General features: G+C 67.1%; 17 protein-coding genes. 5 read left to right on the top strand and 12 right to left on the bottom strand.

Annotated features, from left to right (window positions below; all coding sequences use genetic code 11):
- Positions 1-4: 4 nt before the first annotated feature.
- The 3 genes from lptC to BN2503_RS10505 are packed head-to-tail and all read right to left on the bottom strand — an operon-like array spanning position 5 to position 2,171.
- Positions 5-619 (bottom strand): LPS export ABC transporter periplasmic protein LptC, encoded by a 615-nt coding sequence (lptC, locus tag BN2503_RS10515; RefSeq protein ID WP_054256613.1) that lies wholly within the window; start codon positions 617-619, stop codon positions 5-7.
- Entirely contained in the window at positions 616-1,182 is a 567-nt protein-coding gene (locus BN2503_RS10510) for a KdsC family phosphatase (protein ID WP_054256612.1), read from the bottom strand. The genes lptC and BN2503_RS10510 overlap by 4 nt, the downstream gene beginning before the upstream one ends.
- A complete protein-coding gene (locus BN2503_RS10505) occupies positions 1,182-2,171 on the bottom strand; it encodes a KpsF/GutQ family sugar-phosphate isomerase (protein WP_054256611.1) in 990 nt (329 codons plus the stop codon). The genes BN2503_RS10510 and BN2503_RS10505 overlap by 1 nt, the downstream gene beginning before the upstream one ends.
- A gap of 52 nt (positions 2,172-2,223) precedes the next feature.
- Between BN2503_RS10505 and BN2503_RS10500 the strand changes: the two genes are divergently transcribed.
- Positions 2,224-4,212 carry a monovalent cation:proton antiporter family protein gene (locus BN2503_RS10500; protein ID WP_054256610.1) on the top strand — a complete coding sequence of 663 codons (1,989 nt, stop codon included), beginning with the start codon at positions 2,224-2,226 and terminating at the stop codon, positions 4,210-4,212.
- 84 nt (positions 4,213-4,296) lie between these two features.
- Here BN2503_RS10500 and BN2503_RS10495 read toward each other — a convergent pair whose 3' ends face one another.
- Positions 4,297-6,807: an EAL domain-containing protein gene (locus BN2503_RS10495; protein ID WP_054256609.1), complete on the bottom strand. Its 2,511-nt coding sequence runs from the start codon at positions 6,805-6,807 to the stop codon at positions 4,297-4,299.
- Positions 6,808-6,909: 102 nt separating this feature from the next.
- On the opposite strand from BN2503_RS10495, the gene BN2503_RS10490 reads away from it, so the two are divergent.
- On the top strand, positions 6,910-7,464 hold the full coding sequence (locus BN2503_RS10490) for an adenine phosphoribosyltransferase (RefSeq protein ID WP_054256608.1): 555 nt from the start codon (positions 6,910-6,912) through the stop codon (positions 7,462-7,464).
- Between the two features lie 11 nt (positions 7,465-7,475).
- On the opposite strand, the gene BN2503_RS10485 is transcribed toward BN2503_RS10490, so the two are convergent.
- On the bottom strand, positions 7,476-8,342 hold the full coding sequence (locus BN2503_RS10485; RefSeq protein ID WP_054256607.1) for a hypothetical protein: 867 nt from the start codon (positions 8,340-8,342) through the stop codon (positions 7,476-7,478).
- An 85-nt stretch (positions 8,343-8,427) separates the two neighbouring features.
- On the bottom strand, positions 8,428-8,922 hold the full coding sequence (locus BN2503_RS10480; protein ID WP_054256606.1) for a Crp/Fnr family transcriptional regulator: 495 nt from the start codon (positions 8,920-8,922) through the stop codon (positions 8,428-8,430).
- A 126-nt stretch (positions 8,923-9,048) separates the two neighbouring features.
- Between BN2503_RS10480 and BN2503_RS10475 the strand changes: the two genes are divergently transcribed.
- Entirely contained in the window at positions 9,049-9,585 is a 537-nt protein-coding gene (locus tag BN2503_RS10475; protein ID WP_054256605.1) for a hypothetical protein, read from the top strand.
- A 28-nt stretch (positions 9,586-9,613) separates the two neighbouring features.
- Here the strand turns inward: BN2503_RS10475 and mnmE are convergent, their stop codons facing one another.
- The 6 genes from mnmE to rpmH all read right to left on the bottom strand — a co-directional run bounded on the left by mnmE (position 9,614) and on the right by rpmH (position 15,438).
- A complete protein-coding gene (gene mnmE, locus BN2503_RS10470; protein ID WP_054256604.1) occupies positions 9,614-11,041 on the bottom strand; it encodes a tRNA uridine-5-carboxymethylaminomethyl(34) synthesis GTPase MnmE in 1,428 nt (475 codons plus the stop codon).
- Between the two features lie 109 nt (positions 11,042-11,150).
- Entirely contained in the window at positions 11,151-12,737 is a 1,587-nt protein-coding gene (locus BN2503_RS10465; RefSeq protein WP_054256603.1) for an ABC transporter substrate-binding protein, read from the bottom strand.
- 98 nt (positions 12,738-12,835) lie between these two features.
- Positions 12,836-14,524, bottom strand: a complete 1,689-nt coding sequence (yidC, locus tag BN2503_RS10460) for a membrane protein insertase YidC (protein WP_054256602.1) — start codon at positions 14,522-14,524, stop codon at positions 12,836-12,838.
- On the bottom strand, positions 14,521-14,811 hold the full coding sequence (gene yidD / locus BN2503_RS10455) for a membrane protein insertion efficiency factor YidD (protein WP_054256601.1): 291 nt from the start codon (positions 14,809-14,811) through the stop codon (positions 14,521-14,523). Before yidD ends, yidC begins: the two co-directional genes overlap by 4 nt.
- Complete coding sequence (locus BN2503_RS10450) at positions 14,808-15,248, bottom strand: ribonuclease P protein component (RefSeq protein ID WP_054256600.1); 441 nt, start codon at positions 15,246-15,248, stop codon at positions 14,808-14,810. The genes yidD and BN2503_RS10450 overlap by 4 nt, the downstream gene beginning before the upstream one ends.
- 55 nt (positions 15,249-15,303) lie before the next feature.
- Positions 15,304-15,438: a 50S ribosomal protein L34 gene (gene rpmH / locus BN2503_RS10445; protein WP_005798102.1), complete on the bottom strand. Its 135-nt coding sequence runs from the start codon at positions 15,436-15,438 to the stop codon at positions 15,304-15,306.
- Positions 15,439-15,753: 315 nt separating this feature from the next.
- On the opposite strand from rpmH, the gene dnaA reads away from it, so the two are divergent.
- Both dnaA and dnaN read left to right on the top strand, forming a co-directional pair.
- Positions 15,754-17,187 (top strand): chromosomal replication initiator protein DnaA, encoded by a 1,434-nt coding sequence (dnaA, locus tag BN2503_RS10440; RefSeq protein ID WP_074930294.1) that lies wholly within the window; start codon positions 15,754-15,756, stop codon positions 17,185-17,187.
- Between the two features lie 69 nt (positions 17,188-17,256).
- On the top strand, positions 17,257-18,363 hold the full coding sequence (gene dnaN, locus BN2503_RS10435; protein WP_054256599.1) for a DNA polymerase III subunit beta: 1,107 nt from the start codon (positions 17,257-17,259) through the stop codon (positions 18,361-18,363).
- Positions 18,364-18,428: the final 65 nt, after the last annotated feature.

The following is an 18,428-nucleotide window of genomic DNA, read 5'->3' as shown; positions in this document are numbered from 1 at the left end:
GCGCTCAGCGGGCCGGAGGCTGGAGCACGCCGTGCACGCGCCCGCGCAGCTGGAGCTGCTGGTCGAGGTTGTCGTAGTCCATGCTGTCGGCGGTGAAGCGGTCATTGCCGCGTAGCAGCACTACAGGCAGGTGCGAGCGCACGCGCTCGTCGCGTGTCCAGGCGTGCAGGAACTCGCCCTCGAATTGCAGGCGCGGCAGCAGCTTGCCATCGCGCTGGCGCAAGGGCTCGCGCGTGATCACGGCATTACCGAACAACTGCACCTGCGAGCCGTCGGCGTTGCTCACGCCGCGCCGCGCCGTGGCCACGGTGACGCGCCCTTCGGGCGAGATGGAGCGCATGCGTACTTGATCGATTTCCAGCGTGTCGGTGTCGGGGTAGTGGTGCGCCACCAGACCCTGCACCTCGCTTTGCAGGCGGCCTTCACCGTCGAAAGTCTTGACCGAGAAACCCTTCATCGAATAGTCGGGCTCGTGCCGGGGGGCGCCCTCGGTGGTGGGTGGGCGCAGCACCGGAGCGTTGCGCACCAGCCACCAAGTGCCCATGGCCAGCAGCCCCATGAGCAGCACCGGCAGGTACAGGGACAACCGGTCCCAGGTGCGCCGCAGCCGCGCCTTCATTCGGCCGCCTGCGCCAGCAGCGCTGCATAGCGGCCACTGGCCACCAGCAGCAGATCGCACAGTTCGCGTACCGCGCCGTCGCCGCCACGCGCCTGCGTGACGACGTGGGCCACGGCGCGCACCTCGGCGTGCGCATTGCCGGGGGCGCAGGCCAGAGCGGCGCGGCGCAGCATGGGCAGGTCGGGCCAATCGTCGCCCATGGCGGCGGCCTGGTGCCATTGCAGGCCCAGGCCGGCGAGGATGTCTTCGGCAGCGGGGCGCTTGTCCTCGGTGCCGAAGCGTGCGTGCTGCACGCCCAGGGCCCGCAGCCGCAGGCGCAGTGCGGGCGAGTCACGGCCTGTGACCACCGCAGGCGTGATGCCTGCCTGCTGCAGCAACTTGATGCCGTGGCCGTCGAGGGTGTGGAAGCGCTTGAGCGACTCGCCGGCTTCGCTGAAGTACAGGCCGCCATCAGTGAGCACGCCATCCACGTCGAAGAACACGACGCGGACATCCTGAGCGCGCAGCAGCAGCTCTGCGCCAGGGTGCAGCGTGGGGGCGAGGGGAGGAAGGGCGGCGTGCATCAGATCACCTTGGCGCGCATGAGGTCGCGTACGTGCACCAGGCCCACGAGGCGGGCACCTTCCACCACCAGCACGCTGGTGATGCCGTGCTCCTCCATCATGGCGGCGGCATCGGCGGCCAGTGCCGAGGGGGCGATGGTGCGTGGCCCCGCGTGCATTACCGCGCCTGCGGTGGCTGTGCGCAGGTCGGCACCAGCCTCGATGCGGCGGCGCAGGTCGCCGTCGGTGAAGATGCCTTGCAGTGTCCCTTGCGCATCGACGATGGCCGCGCAGCCCAGGCCCTTGGCGCTCATTTCGCGCATCAGTGCGCTGAACGAGGCCTCGGGCGCTACCACGGGCAGCTCGGCGCCCGCGCGCATGACGTCGCCGACGAGGGTCAGCAGCTTGCGCCCCAGTGCACCGCCGGGGTGCGAGCGCGCGAAGTCCTCGGCGCGGAAGCCGCGCGCGTCAAGCAGTGCCACGGCCAGTGCGTCGCCCAGCGCCAGTTGCACCGTCGTGCTGGTGGTGGGTGCCAGGTTCAGCGGGCAGGCCTCGCGCTCGACGCTGCTGTCGAGCACGATGTCGGCATGGCGCGCCAGGGTGGATTGCGCCCCGCCCGTCATGGCCACCAGCGGCACGCCCAGGCGCCGCAGCATGGGCAGGATGGCCGTGAGTTCGGTGCTCTCGCCGCTGTTGGAAATGGCCAGCACCAGGTCCTGCGGCGTCACCATGCCGAGGTCGCCATGGCTGGCCTCGGCCGGGTGCACGAAAAAGGCGGGCGTGCCGGTGGAGGCCAGTGTGGCGGCGATCTTGCGGCCGATGTGGCCGCTCTTGCCGATGCCCATGACCACCGCGCGCCCACTCACCTGCAGCATGCGCTGCACGGCCTGGGCAAAGCGCTCGTCGAGCCGCAGGCCCGTCGCGTGCAGGGCCGCGGCTTCGGTTTCGCAGGTCTCGCGGGCCAGGCGCAGGGCCCGGGTGGCATCAAAAGGGCGCAAAGCGGAAGGCATCGCGCGATTTTATCGGCGTGGTGCGGCGCATCGCTCGGATAGCATCGGGTGAATGTCTTCACTTGCGCTCACCTTGCTGTATCTCCTGGCCGCCGTGCTCGGCGTGGTGGCCTGCCGCAGCCTCAAGCTGCCGCCCATGCTGGGTTACCTGAGCGCGGGCATCCTGATTGGCCCGCACGCCTTCGCGTTGGCGCAAAACTCCGAGGGCGTGCGCCACCTGGGCGAGTTCGGCGTGGTGTTCCTGATGTTTGCCATCGGGCTGGAGTTCAGCCTGTCCAAGCTGCGCGCCATGCGCCGCTTCGTGTTCGGCCTGGGGCTGCTGCAGGTGGCTCTGACCATGGCTGCGGCCATGGGCGGCGCGCTGCTGTTGGGGCGCTGGCTCGGTGGTGCATGGGACATGGGCTGGCAGACGGCCCTGGCCCTGGCAGGCACCATGGCCATGAGCAGCACGGCCATCGTGGTCAAGCTCATGGCCGAACGCGCCGAGCTGGAGAGTGAGCATGGGCGGCGCGTGCTGGGCATCCTGCTGTTTCAGGATCTGGCCGTGGTGCCGCTCTTGATCCTGATTCCCGCGCTGGGCAGCGACCCTGACCAGCTGCTGGTGGCCTTGGGCCTGGCGCTGCTCAAGGCCACCGTGGTGGTGGGGGTGCTACTGTGGGGCGGGCAGAAGGTGATGCGCTGGTGGCTCACGCTGGTGGCGCGGCGCAAGAGCGATGAGCTGTTCATGCTGAACCTGCTGCTCATCACCCTGGGCCTGGCCTGGTTGACCGAGCTGGCGGGCCTGAGCCTGGCGCTGGGTGCGTTCATCGCGGGTGTACTGGTGTCCGAGACCGAGTACCGCCACCAGGTGGGCACCGACATCCGCCCGTTCCACGACGTGCTGCTGGGGCTGTTCTTCATCACCGTGGGCATGCTGCTGGACTGGCACATCCTCATCGAGCACTGGGCGCTGGTGCTGGCGCTGCTGGTGCTGCCCATGTTGCTCAAGGCCGGCATCATCCTCGCGCTGGCGCGCGGCACCGGCGCCACCACGGGCACATCGCTGCGCACGGGGCTGTACCTGGCGCAGGCGGGCGAGTTCGGCTTCGTGCTGCTCACGCTCACGCAGACCCACGGGCTGGTGCAGCCGGCGCTGCTCAATCCCATCCTCGCGGCCATGGTGCTGTCGATGCTGGCGACGCCTTTCCTGATTGGCTACAGCAATGCCATCGTCATGAAGCTGGTGGCCAGCGACTGGCTGCAGCAGTCGCTGCAGATGACGACGATTGCGCGCAAATCCATCAACACCAGCCAGCACGTCATCATCTGCGGCTACGGCCGTTGCGGCCAGAACCTGGCACGCCTGCTGGAGCGCGAGGGCATTCCGTACATGGCGCTGGACCTGGACCCCGACCGCGTGCGCCAGGCCGCTGCCGCCGGGGACTCGGTGGTGTTCGGCGATGCCTCGCGCCTGCAGGCGCTGATGGCCGCCGGCCTGGTGCGTGCCAGCGCCGTGGCCGTGACGTATCTGGACATTGCCTCCACCCTGCGCGTGCTGGCCAACGCGCGCGAGCACGCGCCCCAGGTGCCGGTGGTGGTGCGCACCCAGGACGACCTGTACCTGGACAAGCTGCAGGCCGCAGGCGCCACCGAGGTGGTGCCCGAGGCCATCGAGGGCTCGCTGATGCTGGCGGGCCACCTGCTGGCGCTGGTGGGCGTGCCCATGCGGCGCGTGATTCGCACGCTGCAGGACCAGCGCGAGGCACGTTACGGCCTATTGCGTGGCTACTTCCACGGCGCCGACGACGACGCCTCCACCGGGCGTGACCAGGCGCGCCTGACCAGCCTGACGCTGCCGCCCGGCGCCCAGAGCCTGGGCCAGCCGCTGGCGCAACTGACGCTGCATGCCATCGGGGTGCGCGTGGTCAGCGTGCGGCATGGCAGTGGCCGCGTGGCTGCGCCGGACGAGCACACACCCCTGGCCGAAGGCGATACGCTGGTGCTCTCGGGCCACCCCACGGCACTGGCGCTGGCCGAGGACAAGCTGTTGCGCGGTGGCTAGCATTTTGGGTATGAAAATGGCCTCCAGCGCTTACCCAGAAAGCGCTAGCAGCTATCAAAAAATGAGTTATTGGCGGCTGCTACCTCAGTCGCGCAGCGCTGCGGCAGGCGCGGGGCGGCCAAAGAGATAGCCCTGAAAGCGCTGGCAGCCGTTGCGCAGCAGGAACGTGCGCTGCGCGGCGGTTTCCACGCCCTCGGCCACCACGTCCAGGCCGAGGCTGCGGCCCAGCCCGATGACGGTGCAGGCGATGGCAGCATCGTTCGGATCGGTCAGCACGTCGCGCACGAACCCCTGGTCGATCTTGAGCTGGTCCAGCGGCAGCCGCTTGAGATAGGACAGCGACGAGTAGCCGGTGCCGAAGTCGTCAAGCGCGAAGCGCACGCCCTTGGCACGCAGCGCCTGCATCTTGGCGATGCACTCCTCCACGTCGTGCAGCAGCAGGCTTTCGGTCAGCTCCAGCTTGAGCTGGCGTGGATCGACCTGGGCGTGGGCCAGTGCATCCAGCACCTGCTGCACGAAGCCGGGGTGGCGGAACTCCTGTGCGCTCACGTTCACCGCCAGCGTCCAGTGCGCGCAGGCCTTGTCTTGCGCCCAGCACGCCAGCTGCTGGCAGGCCAGGCGCAGTACCAGTTGGCCCAGGGGCAGGATCAGGCCGGTTTGCTCGGCCACGCCAATGAACTCACCCGGCGGCACCATGCCACGCTGTGGGTGCTGCCAGCGCACCAGGGCCTCGGCGCCCAGCACCGCGCCCTGGGCGTCCACCACACGTTGGTAATGCAGCAGGAACTCGTCGCGCTGCAGCCCGGCGCGCATATCTGTCTCCAGTGCCGAGCGCGCGTTGGCGGCCGCCTGCATGCTGGCGTCAAAAAAGCACAGCGTATTGCGGCCGCGCGACTTGGCCTGGTACATGGCCAGGTCGGCGTGCTGCAGCAGCTCGGAGACAGGGATCTCCTGGCCCTGGAACAGCGCAATGCCAATGCTGGGCGTGCTGTACAGGGTGCGACCGCCCAACTGGTAGGGTTGGCCCAGCGCGGTGATGATCTTGTGCGCCACCACCTCGGCCATGGCCGCGGCGCGCTCGGGCGCGCCGTCCAGCCCCTGCAGCACCACCACGAACTCGTCGCCCCCCAGGCGTGCCACGGTGTCGCTGGCGCGCACGCAGCCGCTCAGGCGCATGGCGACCTGGCTGAGCATGTGGTCACCCCAGTCGTGGCCCATGCTGTCGTTGATGGCCTTGAAGTTGTCCAGGTCCAGGAACAGCAGCGCGCAGTGCTTGCGGTCGCGCGCGCTTTGGCGCATCGCCTGCTGCAGCCGGTCCTGCAGCAGGCGCCGGTTGGGCAGGCCGGTGAGCTCGTCGTAGAAAGCCAGGCGCGCGATCTCCGCCTCGGCGCGTTTGCGTTCGGTGATGTTGCGTGCCACGCCCCGGTAGCCGGTGAAGCGGCCCTGGTCGTCAAAAATCGGCTCCCCGCTGATCGAAGCCCACTGGGGCGTGCCGTCCGGGCCCATGCGCTGCATTTCGAAGTCCTGGAAAACCTCGTGGGCTTCCAGTTGCGCGCGGTGCGCAGCCCATTGGGCCTGCGACACGCCGGCGTGGGGCAGCTCCCAGCGGCGCTTGCCATACAGCTCTTCGTCGCTGGCGCCGAGCTCGCGGGCGGGGCTGCCGTCAAAGCGCACGAAGCGGAATTCCGCATCCTGTTCCCAGTACCAGTCCGACGACAGCTGGGTGAGGCTGCGCCAACGTGCCTCACTTTGCCGCAGCGCCTCCTGGATCGAGAGGTAGTCGGTCACATCGGTGAAGGTGCGCACATGGCCGCCTTCCTCGATGGGGCGGGTGCGCACCTCCAGGTAGCGGCCCGAGGGCGTGCGGCGCAAGTACATCTCGGGCATGGCCGGGCGCTCGCCTGCGGGCGCTGCGCATTCCGACGCCACGTAGGAGCGGCCCACGGCGTCGACCAGGGCCATTTGCGGCCCGAAATCGCCGCGCGCCGCCTGGAACTTCACCACCGCTTCCAGGGGCGGATGGTCGCGCAGCAGTGCTTCTGGCAGGTCCAGCAGCTCCAGAAAGCGCTGGTTGTAGACGCGGATGCGGCCCTGGCCATCGACCTTGATGATGGCCTGCGATACGCTGGCCAGGGTGACTTCGAGTTCGCGCGTCTTTTCGGCCAGCAAGGCGCTGGTGCGGTCCAACTCGGCCTCCACCTCGCGGCGCGCGCGTTCGGCGGCGGTACGCACCAGCAAATCCTCGATTTGCGCCGGGAGGTGGCGCAGGTATTCCTGCTCGGCGTCGCGCAACACGAAGTCACCGAAGCCGCGGCGCATGGCGTGCGCTGCCGCCCCTTCCTGGCCCGGCGGCAGCACGATGATCGCGGGCAGGCCGGACAGGCCCTCCAGTGCGTCGAAGGCACTGCCGTCGCTCAGCGCATGCGCCACCAGCACGGCGTCGAACGGAGGGCGGGGCTGTTCGAGCAGGGCCTGCGCCTGGGCGATGCTGTGGGCCACCTCGACCTGCCAGGCCAACGGCCCGCCGACCAATGCGCGCACCACCGCGTCGGCGTGCTGCGCGTCGCCTTCGATCAGCAGGACAGAAACAGGCATGGGTCTCCAAGGGGGGGCAAGAATCCAGCGCATGTGGCCGCTGTAGCGCAGATTATGGGGTGGTTACACTGGCGGCCCGTGACAGCTACCACCCCGCGCCCCATGCAGCCCTTGAGCGTTTCTGAATACCTGCGCCAGCATATCCGCACCGTGCCCGACTGGCCCGCGCCGGGCGTGCAGTTCCGCGACATCACGCCGCTGCTGCAGGACCCGCAGGTGTTTCGGGTGTTGATCGACGCCTTCGTGCACCGCTACATGGGCCGAGGGATGCGTCCCGACGTGGTGGCGGGTCTGGATGCACGCGGCTTCATTCTCGGCTCGGTCGTGGCCTATGAGCTGGGCGTGGGCTTCGTGCCGATCCGCAAGAAGGGCAAGCTGCCGTTTACCACGGTGCAGGAAACCTACGAGCTGGAATACGGCAGCGCCACCGTGGAACTGCATACCGATGCCGTGCGTCCCGGCGACCGCGTGTTGCTGATCGATGACCTGATTGCCACGGGCGGCACCATGATGGCCGGCAAAAAGCTGCTGGAAAAACTCGGCGCCCAGGTGACCGAGGGCGCCTCCATCGTCGATCTGCCGGAACTCGGCGGTTCACAGCGCTTGAAGGACAGCGGGCTGGCCCTGTTCACGCTGGTCGATTTTGCCGGGCACTGACGCCCGGCGGGTCAGTGCAGGTCGCCGTATTGGGTGCGGCTGAGGTCGGACGATGGCCCGTTGTCGTCGGGCATTTCGGTGTCCTCGAAGCCTGTCGATGCGGACGGCGCCAGGCGGGGGCCAGAGCGCACCGAAACCCCCGTGGGCGCGGGCGCCACGGCAGGGCCCGTGGCTGCAGCCTCGGTCAGGGCACGCTTGAAAGCGGCCACTTCGTCGGCCTCAATGGGTTCGTAGCGCGCACCGGTGCGCGGCGACAGCAGCGGCGTGCTGGGCGCAGCCGGCGGCACCAGTGGCTCGGCGCCGATGACGGGCAGCAGAGGCTCTGGCGGCGCGGGCGGTACCAGCGGCGCCGGCCGGCGCGGTGGGCGGGGTGTCAGCGTGGGCGCAGGGGCGGGCGTGTCGGGGGCATGTGCATGCCCAAGGGCGCCGGGCGTGCCGCTCTTGAGCGGCTGGCCGAGGGCGACGTGCTCGTTGGTGCGCCAGTACACGGCCGTGACCAGGATGTCGAAGCGCGCTTTGGCGGTCTGTGCGATCAGCGCTTCGATTTCCGCCAGGCGCGCTGTATCGCCGCCATACTCGCGCGCCAGGTCGATCATCACCAGGAACTGGCGGCCGTGCTGGTCCAGCGACAGCACTTTGAATTTGTAGCTGCTGGACAGGACGCTGGCGCGTACCATGGCGTCGCGCACCACGAGGTACAGCAATTCGCGGCGCTCTATGCGTTCGTTCTTGCGGTTCGCGGCCGGGTTGGGCGGCGGCACTTGCCGCCCGGGCACCAGGGGGACGGTGGCATCCGCGCCGAGCACGCCTTGGGCTTCACCGGCTGGATGGGGTTTGGGTGGTGAGGGCTTGCGAGAAAACCAACTGAACAGTGACATGCCTTCCCTTCAGCGGATACACGAACGAAATGTGACCGAGTGTACCCTGAGCCCCCAGCGGTGCGGCGCCTGGTACGGTGCGTGGTCAGGTGGCTGCGACGCGCCTGCGGCGGTTGCCCAAGCGCTTGGCCAGCACCGCGCCAGCGCCCATGGCGACACCCAGCGCGATGGCCGGCTGGCGGTTGGACAGCTCGGTGAACCGCAGCGCCGACAGCCCCCACAGCTTGCACGGCGCTGCGGCCTGCACCGTGGCGCTGCGCGGGCGCATGGAGAAGAAAGCCCCTTCGCCCACCACCGACCCCGCGGCCACGAGCGCCAGACGCAGGCGTGCCTTCTCGTCTTCGTAGTGAACGCTGAGGCTGCCGCTTTCGATGAGGTAGAGCGTGCGGTCGTTCGTCCCCTGGCTGAACAGCACCTGGCTGGCGGCGAGCACACAGGGCTGCAGATAAGGCGCCAGAGTCTCCCATTGGGCCGGGGTGAGCATGTTGGGGCTCAGGCTGTCCTCGGCGTGGGCCTGGGCGATGGCGCCGATCAGGCCCTGCAGGTCGTACTGGGGGGCGGCGTGGGCAATGGCGTTCATAGGGTGTCGAAGCTAACCCCGTTGCGGGCGCGGCACAAGTGTTGCTTACCAGCCATTACACCTGCAATGTCACACGTTACAGACACAATCGCGCGGCATTTCACTTACTTCCCTATTCCCCACACCATGTCGATCGCTTTGCCCAAGCCTTGGCCTGTGGCCCTGGCCTGTCTGCTGGCTTGTGCCGGCGCAGGCGCCGAAACCGCCAGCGAGGCACCGTCGCGCCTGTCCGGCTGGACCTTTGGCTACTCGCCCTACACCCTGCATTACTCCGATGCCAAGAAAGAGAACGATTGGGAGCCCGACGACCAGAAGCACTCCTACGTGTGGCTGCTGCAGGCGGAAAAGGCGCTGGACGAGCGCCACATCGCCGGTCTGGCGATTTTCAGCAACTCGTTCGGGCAGTTCACGCAGTACGCCTACTACGGCTGGCAGTTCCGGCCGTTCGACAGCATGCCCAAGTTCTACGCCAAGATCACCGGGGGCATCATCCACGGCTACAAGGAGCCGTACGAAAAGAAGATTCCGCTGAACCATAAGAGCGGCTGGGGCATCACGGCAATTCCCGCCATCGGCTACCAAGTCACGCCGAACTGGGGGGCGCAGCTCAACGTGCTGGGCAACGCGGGCCTGATGTTCCAGGTGAACTACACGGTGCGCTGAGCGCGCGGTAGCGCGTCCACACGCGCTTTCACTTGCCGATGCAGAAGCTGGAAAAGATCACGCCCAGCAGGTCGTCGGCGCCAAATTCCCCGGTGATGGCGCCCAGCGCGTTCTGCGCCAGGCGCAGTTCCTCGGCCAGCAGGTCGAGCGCCGGGCCGCTGCTTTCGAGCTGCGCGGCGGCCTCCATCAAATGTGCATCGACGGCGCGCAGCGCCTCGGTGTGGCGCGCGCGCGCGATGTAGAGGCCCTCGGCCGCCGGCTGCCAGCCCGCGGCCTCCAGCAGCAGGTGGCGCAGCGTGTCCAGGCCTTCGCCCGTGCGCGCGGACAGGCGCACCGCCTCGTGGCCCGGGGCACTGCCCGGCTGCACGCCGGGCGCGGCATCGGTCTTGTTCCACACGTCGATCACCGGCACGCCCGGCGGCAGGCGCTCGGCCAGGGTGTGGGCGATGGCGGCGTCGGCGGCCACGTAGTCGGGCTGGTTTTGGCGCGTCAGGTCGTGCAGGAACAGCACGGCGTCGGCGGCAGCGATTTCCTCCCAGGCGCGCGCGATGCCGATTTTTTCCACTTCGTCGCTGCTGTCGCGCAGGCCAGCGGTGTCGATCACGTGCAGCGGTACGCCTTCGATCTGGATGGTTTGCTGCACCTTGTCGCGCGTGGTGCCGGCAATCGGCGTGACGATGGCCAGCTCGGCACCCGCCAAGGCGTTCAGCAGCGAGCTTTTGCCAGCGTTGGGCTGGCCCGCGATCACGGCCTTGATGCCTTCGCGCAGCAGCGCGCCCTGTTGCGCGCGCTGCATCACGGTGGCCAGCATGTGCTGCAATTTTGAGAGCTGCCCGCGCGCGTCGGCCTTGCGCAGGAAGTCGATTTCTTCTTCCGGAAAATCGAGCGTGGCTTCGACCAGCATGCGCAGATGCACGAGTGCGTCGCGCAGGCCGTGGATTTCCTCGGAAAACGCGCCCGAGAGCGAGCGGCCTGCGCTGCGCGCGGCGGCGGCCGTGGAGGCGTCGATCAGGTCGGCAATGGCCTCGGCCTGCGCCAGGTCGATCTTGCCGTTGAGGAAGGCGCGCTCGGTGAATTCGCCCGGTGCGGCCAGACGCAGGTGTGGCAGCACGCTGGCTGCGGTCCCCGCAGCGCCTGCAGTGCCCTGGGCCGCCTCCAGGCAGCGCGCCAGCAGCAGCTGCAGCACCACCGGGCCGCCGTGCGCCTGCAGCTCCAGCACGTCCTCGCCGGTATAGCTGTGCGGTGCGGGAAAGAACAGGGCCAGCCCCCGGTCGATGGGCTGGCCCTGGGCGTCGGGGAAGGGCAGGTAGTGCGCCTCGCGCGGGCGCAGCGCGCGGCCCAGCAGCGCCTGCACGAAAGGCGCGAGCCCGTGGCCCGAAACGCGCACGATGCCCACGGCGCCGCGCCCTGGCGCGGTGGCGATGGCGGCGATCGGGTCGTGGTGGCGGGCGAGCATGGGCGGTATTGTGCTATTGAAAATGAAGCTGCTAGCGCTTGCCAAACAAGCATTTCATGGCAAAAAGTGCCTGAAATCCTTATCTGGAAAGCGCTAGCAGCTATCGTTTTTACTTGATGGTGGTCCAGGTGGGCATGGGGCGGTCGTCCGCGCGGTGCGGGGTTTCCACGTTCTTGCGCATGGCCCAGGGGCGGATTTGGTGGTGCAGCGGGATGTAGTAGTACCCGTCCTTGACCCGCTGCAGCGCCTGCGCGAGCAGCGCGTCGCGCTTGGCGGCGTCCATCTCGACCTTGATCTGGCCGATCATGCCGTCCAGGGTGGCGTCGCTGAAACGGCCGCCGTTGTAGTTGCCGGCCGAGGTTTTGCCGTCCTTGGTGGCCATCAGGGCTTCGAGCGAGTACAGCGCGTCGAACGTGGCCACGCCCCAGCCGAACAGGTAGGCGCTGACGTCGTTGTTCATCACGCGGGTGACGAACTGCGCCATGGGTGCGGCCTGCAGCGTGGTCTTGACGCCGATGCGCGTCCACATGGCGGTGACCGCCTGGCAGATGGCTTCATCGTTCACGTAGCGGTCGTTGGGGCAGTCGAGCTTGAGCGCGAAGCCTTGCGGATAGCCTGCGTCGGCCAGCAGCTTCTTGGCGGCCTCGACGTCGTACTTTGCGGCGCGCTCGTCCAGCGCCTTGCTCCAGCCGTGCACCATGGGGGCGACCATGGTGCCCGCGGGGACCGACAGGTTGCGCATGGTGCGGCTGTGCAGGCCGGCGGAGTCGATGGCCTGGTACAGCGCCTGGCGTACGCGCTGGTCCTTGAGCGGGTTTTTGCCGGGCGTGCCGGCGCCGGGCAGTTCGTCGCGGAACTGGTCCAGGCCCAGGTAGATGGTGCGGTTCTCGGCGCCTTCGACCAGCTTCAGGTCGGCATTGGCCTTCATGCGCGCCAGATCCTGCGGCGGCGGATCGACAACGAAGTCCACCTGCCCCGAGATCAGCGCGGCCGAGCGCGTGGCGGCCGACTTGATGGGGGTGAACACCACTTCGTCGATGTTGCCACGGGGCTTGTCCCACCAGTTCGTGTTCTTCTTGAGCGTGACCTTCACGTCAGGCTGCCAGCTTTCCATGACGAAGGGGCCGGTGCCGTTGGCGTTGCGCGAGGCGTAGTTCTCTTCCTTGGCGGCGTAGTCCTGCGACTTGGTGGCGTTGTGTTTCTCCGCCCAGGCTTTGTTCATGATGCGCGCCTCGGTCAGTTCGCGCAGCAGGATGGGGTTCGGGCCTTTGAGGATCAGATCCACGGTGAAGTCGTCCACCTTCTTGACTTCCTTGAGGCTCTGGACCGCGGACGTCATGTTCGACGGCGGTGTCATGGCGCGCGTGAGCGAGAACACCACGTCGTCGGCGGTGAACGGCGCGCCATCGTGGAACTTGACGCCCTTGCGCAGCGAAAAGCGCACCTGCGTGGGCGAGACTTGCGTCCACTGCGTGGCCAGCGCGGGTTCGATCTGGTACGTGGCGTCGTAGCGCACCAGGCTCTCGTACACCTGCTGCAGGAAGGCGTGCGTGGTCTGGTGGTTCTGTGCGTGCGGGTCCACCGTGAGGATGTCGTTGGCGCCCGCCCAGCGCAGCGTGGCTGCGCCCGCGCTGCCGAGGCACAGGCATACCGCCGCCCCTACCATGCCCAGTTTCAAGGTCTTGCGCTGAATCATCTGCCGACTCCTTTCGGGTTGCGTTACCAAGCGGCCATGGTACCCAAAACGACAACGGCCGCTGAAGTCAGCGGCCGTTGCGTGCATGCAGGAGCGGGTCAGCGGAACTTTGGCAGGTTGAACTGCGGCGGCACGCCCATGCGCTTGTTGATGATCCACTGCTGGGCAATGGACAGGATGTTGTTCGTCAGCCAGTACAGCACCAGGCCGGCCGGGAAGAAGAAGAACATCACGCTGAACATCAGCGGCATGATCCACATCATCTTTGCCTGCATCGGGTCGGGCGGCGCCGGGTTCAGCGCCGTCTGCAGCAGCGAGCTGGCCGTCATCAGCAGCGGCAGGATGAAGAACGGATCAGGCGACGAGAGGTCATGGATCCAGCCCAGCCAGGGGGCGTTGCGGATCTCCACGCTGGACAGCAGCACCCAGTACAGGGCAATGAACACCGGGATCTGGATCATGATGGGGAAGCAGCCGCCCATCGGGTTGACCTTTTCCTCGCGGTAGATGCGCATCATCTCCTGCTGCATCTGTTGCGGCTTGTCCTTGAGGCGCTCGCGCATCTCCATGATCTTCGGGTTGATGGCCTTCATCTTGGCCATGCTGGCGTAGGCCTTGGCGTTGAGCCAGTAGAAGGCGATCTTCAGCAGCAGCACCAGGCCGATGATGGACCAGCCCCAGTTGCCCAGCACGCCGTGGATCTTGTCCAGCAGCCAGTACAGCGGCTTGGACAGGATGGTGAACATGCCGTAGTCCTTCACCAGCTCCAGGCCGGGGGTCAGGCTCTCCAGCGTCTTCTCCACCTGCGGGCCGGCGAACAGGCGCGCATCGACCGCCTTGGCCTGGCCCGGGGCGATCTCGCCGACGCTGGTGATCATGCCCACCGCGTACAGGTTGGTGTCCACCTTGCGCATGAACAGGTCGCGCTGCACCCCGTCGGCCAGCAGCCAGGCCGAGGCGAAGTAGTGCTGCACCATGGCGGCGTAGCCGTTGCTGGCCGACTTCTCGATGTCGACCTTGCCGTTCTCGATGTCCTTGAACTCGACCTTCTGGTACTTCTTGGCCTCGGTGTAGACCGCGGGGCCGGTGAAGGTGGAGTAGAACGACGACTCGCCCGCAGGCTTGTTGCCGTCGCGCACCAGCTGCAGGTACAGCTGCGGTGACACGGTGGCCGTGCCCGTGTTCACCACCTCGTGCTTCACGGCGATGTCGTAGGCGCCGCGCTTGAGGGTCCAGGTCTTGGCCAGCTTCACGCCGCCCAGGTCGGGCGACTCGAAGCGCACCTGCAGGGTGTCTTCGCCGTCCTTGAGTTCACGTGGGCCGGGCACCAGTGCCATGGTCGTCTTGTGCGTCGGGAAGGCGCCGCCGATCAGGCCAGTCTGGGCCTGGTACACGCGGCTGGCACTGTCGTCGAACAGTACGAAGGGCTTGGCCTTGTCTTCCATCGCCGGGTACTTGAGCAGCTCACCGTGCACCAGCGAACCACCCTGGCCGTCGAACTCCAGGCGCAGCACGTCAGAGGTGACCGTGACACGCTCGCGTGCCACGGGCGCGGGCGCCTCACCACCGGGCACCTGGGCCGCACCTGCGGGCGCGGCCGCCGGGGTGCTGGCGCGGGCCGCTGGCTGCGCCGCAGAGGCGCCACCCTCGGGCGCGCTGGCCGTTACGGCTGTGGGCGACGGGAAGAAAGTGGCCTTGTGGCCGTTGTGCACCTGCCATTTGTCCCACAGCAAAACCATGGAAAAGCCAAAAATCACCCACAGGATGGTGCGGCGAATGTCGTTCATGAAGACTTCTTTGCAGATGAAGGTTGTTGGGGGGGCGGTGTCGTGACCCAGCGCGAGAACAGCCGGGGCGGCTCCTGCGGCACGGGATCATGGCCCCCATCGCACCAGGGATGGCAGCGCACCAGGCGCCGCAGCGTGAGATAGCTGCCCGCGGCCGCGCCATGCTGCTGCAGCGCCTGCAGCGAATACTGCGAGCACGTGGGCTCGAAGCGGCAGGCCGACCCGAGCCAGGGGCTGAGCAGCAGGCGGTAGCCACGCACCAGCCCGATCAGCAGGGACTGCATCATGCCAGTGCCTCCGGGTGGGCCACACGCGCCAGCAGCTGCTGCAGCTCGGCGCGCACGGCCTGGCGCAGTGGGTCGGACCAGGCGCTGGGAAACTGCCGCCGGTCAAACCCGGCGCGCAGGCGCACCACGAAAGCCGCAGGCGGCAGTCGCGGCTCCAGCGCTGTACCCAGGGCATAGACCTGGCGCTTGATGGCGTTGCGCGTAACCGCGCGGCGCGCCCAGCGCTTGGGTGCCATGGCACCCATCCACACGCCGGGAACGGCAAACAGGGCCTGCGGCCCTTGCTCTGCAGGCAAGGTGCCGGGCCCTGGTGGTTGCGCGGCTGCGCTTGCGGCAGCCTGCAGCACCAAGCGGTGCAAGGCGAAATGCGCTGTGCGGGAAACCACGCCCCCGGCCATGGCGGCCTGGAACTGTGCGCGCGTCTTCAGCCTGTGCATGGCAAGTGCTGCACTGGGAGCAACCCCGGCGGCAAGCCGCCGGGCTGCGCGGCCATTAGACGGCCAGGCGCTTGCGGCCCTTGGCGCGGCGCGCGTTGATGACGGCGCGGCCGCCGCGGGTCTTCATGCGCACCAGGAAACCGTGGGTGCGGGCGCGGCGGGTCTTGGAAGGTTGGTAAGTACGTTTCATGGTGTGGTTCCTTGAGGGTTCAGTTCCTGGCCGGCCCCGGCGCCGCCCTGGCGGTGTATTTCATCGGGCGCCGGGCAGCCTGCGTGGCTTGTTCAGCCGCACGGCCCGCCAGGCGCAAAAACGATGGCCGGGTCATATCACCCTGAACACATTCAGGGAAACCCGCGATTGTCGCAGCGTCATCTCTGTATTGCAATACCCCTACAACGCCTTCGTTCTGCAAAATGGGCCGCCGTGGTTTGTGGATAAGTTCTTGAAAAGCTACAATCCAGCGCCTTGTCCGTTCCTCCTATCCACAATAAGAACACCTTTGCCATGAACGAGGAACTCCTCCCCGACCCCCACGCTGCCGAGGCTGGCGATGCCGCCATGGGGCTGTGGGTGGCCTGCGTCGAGCAGCTGGCGCAAGACCTGCCCGAGCAGCAGTTCAACACCTGGATCAAGCCCCTCACGGCGCAGGTGGCCCCCGACTTTTCCAAGGTCACCCTGCAGGTGGCCAACCGCTTCAAGCTCGACTGGATCCGTGCGCAGTACGCGGGCCGCATCGCGGCCATCCTGGAGGGGCTGTACGGCCAGGCCGTGGCCGTGGAGTTAGTAATCGCTCAGCGTGCAAGCGTTGCCAGAACGTATGTTCGCCCTGCTGCCGTGCCACCGCCTGGCGATAATGCGCCGGCTGCTGAGAGCGCCGCACCCGCGGCTTCGGGGGACGATGGCGCCTCCGGTGCCTTCCGCACCCGGCTCAATCCGGCGCTGACGTTCGAGACCCTGGTGGAAGGCTCGGCCAACCGCATGGCACGCTCGGCCGCGATGCATGTGGCGGGCTCGCCGGGCCACATGTACAACCCCTTGTTCATCTATGGCGGCGTGGGCCTGGGCAAGACCCACTTGATGCATGCGGTGGGCAACAAGCTGCTGCAGGACCGGCCCGACGCCAAGGTTCTCTACATCCACGCCGAGCAGTTCGTCTCGGATGTGGTCAAGTCGTACCAGCGGCGCACTTTCGACGATTTCAAGGCGCGCTACCACTCGCTCGATTTGCTGCTGATCGACGACGTGCAGTTTTTCGCCAACAAGGACCGCACGCAGGAGGAGTTCTTCAACGCCTTCGAGGCGCTGCTGGCCAAGAAGAGCCACATCGTCATGACCTCGGACACCTATCCAAAGGGCCTGGCCAACATCCACGACCGCCTGGTGTCGCGCTTTGACTCCGGCCTGACGGTGGCGCTGGAGCCGCCCGAGCTGGAAATGCGTGTGGCGATCCTGATCAACAAGGCGCGCGCCGAGCATGCCGAGATGCCCGAGGAGGTCGCTTTCTTCGTCGCCAAGAACGTGCGCTCCAACGTGCGCGAACTCGAAGGCGCGCTGCGCAAGATCCTGGCCTATTCGCGCTTTAACCAGAAGGAAGTCTCGATCCAGCTCGCGCGTGAGGCGCTGCGCGACCTGCTGTCAATCCAGAACCGCCAGATCAGCGTGGAGAACATCCAGAAGACCGTCGCTGACTATTACAAGATCAAGGTGGCGGACATGTACAGCAAGAAGCGCCCGGCCAGCATCGCGCGGCCGCGCCAGATCGCCATGTACCTGGCCAAGGAGCTGACGCAAAAGAGCCTGCCAGAGATCGGCGAGCTGTTCGGTGGGCGCGACCATACGACGGTGCTACATGCGGTGCGCAAGATCGCCGCCGAGCGCCAGACCAACACCGAGCTGAACCAGCAGTTGCATGTTCTGGAGCAGACGCTCAAAGGCTGACCCTTGCGGCGAGAGGGCACAATGGCAGGCTGTGCATGACCTGCACCGCACCACATACAAGAGGTTGACATGATTGTCCTGAAGGCAACACAAGACAAGGTACTCGCGGTTCTGCAATCGGTGTCCGGCATCGTCGAACGCCGCCACACGCTGCCCATCCTGGCCAATGTGCTGATCCGCAAGACGGGCAACGCCCTTCAGCTCACCACGAGCGACCTGGAAATCCAGATCCGCACCACCGCCGAGTTGGGCGGCGACGTGGGCGACTTCACCACCACGGTGGGCGCGCGCAAGCTCATCGACATCCTCAAGACCATGCCCGCAGACCAGACGGTGAGCCTGGAGTCCAGCCAGTCCAAGCTCATCCTCAAGGGCGGCAAGAGCCGCTTCACGCTGCAGAGCCTGCCGGCCGAGGACTTCCCGCTGGTGCAGGAGTCGCCCGCCTTCGGCCCGGCGTTCAGCGTGCCGCAGAAGGTGCTCAAGGGCCTGCTGGGCCAGGTGTCGTTCGCCATGGCGGTGCAAGACATCCGCTACTACCTCAACGGCATCCTGTTCGTGGCCGAGGGCAATACCCTGAGCCTGGTGGCCACCGATGGCCACCGCCTGGCGTTCGCCAGCGCCCAGCTCGACGTCGAGGTGCCCAAGCAGGAGGTCATCCTGCCGCGCAAAACGGTGCTGGAGCTGCAGCGCCTGTTGTCCGACGCCGATGGCGCCATCGAGATGCAGTTCGCCAACAACCAGGCCAAGTTCTGCTTCGGCGGCATGGAGTTCGTCACCAAGCTGGTCGAGGGCAAGTTCCCTGACTACAACCGCGTGATCCCGAAGAACCACCACAACAGCGTGATCCTGGGCCGCGCGCCGCTGCTGGCCAGCCTGCAGCGCACCGCCATCATGACCAGCGACAAGTTCAAGGGCGTGCGCCTGAACCTGGAGCCGGGCACGCTGCGCGTGGCGTCGAACAACGCCGAGCAGGAAGAGGCCGTGGACGAACTCGACATCGACTACGGTGGCGACAGCATCGAAATCGGTTTCAACGTCACCTATCTTCTGGACGCACTGGCGAACATGGGCCAGGAGATGGTGAAGATCGACCTGGCCGATGGCAACAGCTCGGCGCTGGTGACGATTCCCGAGAACGACAGCTTCAAGTACGTGGTCATGCCCATGCGCATCTGACCTGAAAACTCCTGATTTGATAGCTGCTAGCGCTTTCTGAATAAGCGCTAGTGGCCTTTTTGGCT

The organism is Paenacidovorax caeni, assembly GCF_001298675.1.
Taxonomy (GTDB): domain Bacteria; phylum Pseudomonadota; class Gammaproteobacteria; order Burkholderiales; family Burkholderiaceae_C; genus Paenacidovorax; species Paenacidovorax caeni.
Note: the sequence above shows the minus strand (reverse complement) of the source record. Positions and strands in the feature narration are given on the sequence as shown.

Excerpts from the sequence above, each read along its gene's own strand:
- lptC (WP_054256613.1), bottom strand. The coding sequence starts at position 619 with ATGAAGGCGCGGCTGCGGCGCACCTGGGACCGGTTGTCCCTGTACCTG.
- BN2503_RS10510 (WP_054256612.1), bottom strand. The coding sequence starts at position 1,182 with ATGCACGCCGCCCTTCCTCCCCTCGCCCCCACGCTGCACCCTGGCGCA.
- BN2503_RS10505 (WP_054256611.1), bottom strand. The coding sequence starts at position 2,171 with ATGCCTTCCGCTTTGCGCCCTTTTGATGCCACCCGGGCCCTGCGCCTG.
- BN2503_RS10500 (WP_054256610.1), top strand. The coding sequence starts at position 2,224 with ATGTCTTCACTTGCGCTCACCTTGCTGTATCTCCTGGCCGCCGTGCTC.
- BN2503_RS10495 (WP_054256609.1), bottom strand. The coding sequence starts at position 6,807 with ATGCCTGTTTCTGTCCTGCTGATCGAAGGCGACGCGCAGCACGCCGAC.
- BN2503_RS10490 (WP_054256608.1), top strand. The coding sequence starts at position 6,910 with ATGCAGCCCTTGAGCGTTTCTGAATACCTGCGCCAGCATATCCGCACC.
- BN2503_RS10485 (WP_054256607.1), bottom strand. The coding sequence starts at position 8,342 with ATGTCACTGTTCAGTTGGTTTTCTCGCAAGCCCTCACCACCCAAACCC.
- BN2503_RS10480 (WP_054256606.1), bottom strand. The coding sequence starts at position 8,922 with ATGAACGCCATTGCCCACGCCGCCCCCCAGTACGACCTGCAGGGCCTG.
- BN2503_RS10475 (WP_054256605.1), top strand. The coding sequence starts at position 9,049 with ATGTCGATCGCTTTGCCCAAGCCTTGGCCTGTGGCCCTGGCCTGTCTG.
- mnmE (WP_054256604.1), bottom strand. The coding sequence starts at position 11,041 with ATGCTCGCCCGCCACCACGACCCGATCGCCGCCATCGCCACCGCGCCA.
- BN2503_RS10465 (WP_054256603.1), bottom strand. The coding sequence starts at position 12,737 with ATGATTCAGCGCAAGACCTTGAAACTGGGCATGGTAGGGGCGGCGGTA.
- yidC (WP_054256602.1), bottom strand. The coding sequence starts at position 14,524 with ATGAACGACATTCGCCGCACCATCCTGTGGGTGATTTTTGGCTTTTCC.
- yidD (WP_054256601.1), bottom strand. The coding sequence starts at position 14,811 with ATGATGCAGTCCCTGCTGATCGGGCTGGTGCGTGGCTACCGCCTGCTG.
- BN2503_RS10450 (WP_054256600.1), bottom strand. The coding sequence starts at position 15,248 with ATGCACAGGCTGAAGACGCGCGCACAGTTCCAGGCCGCCATGGCCGGG.
- rpmH (WP_005798102.1), bottom strand. The coding sequence starts at position 15,438 with ATGAAACGTACTTACCAACCTTCCAAGACCCGCCGCGCCCGCACCCAC.
- dnaA (WP_074930294.1), top strand. The coding sequence starts at position 15,754 with ATGAACGAGGAACTCCTCCCCGACCCCCACGCTGCCGAGGCTGGCGAT.
- dnaN (WP_054256599.1), top strand. The coding sequence starts at position 17,257 with ATGATTGTCCTGAAGGCAACACAAGACAAGGTACTCGCGGTTCTGCAA.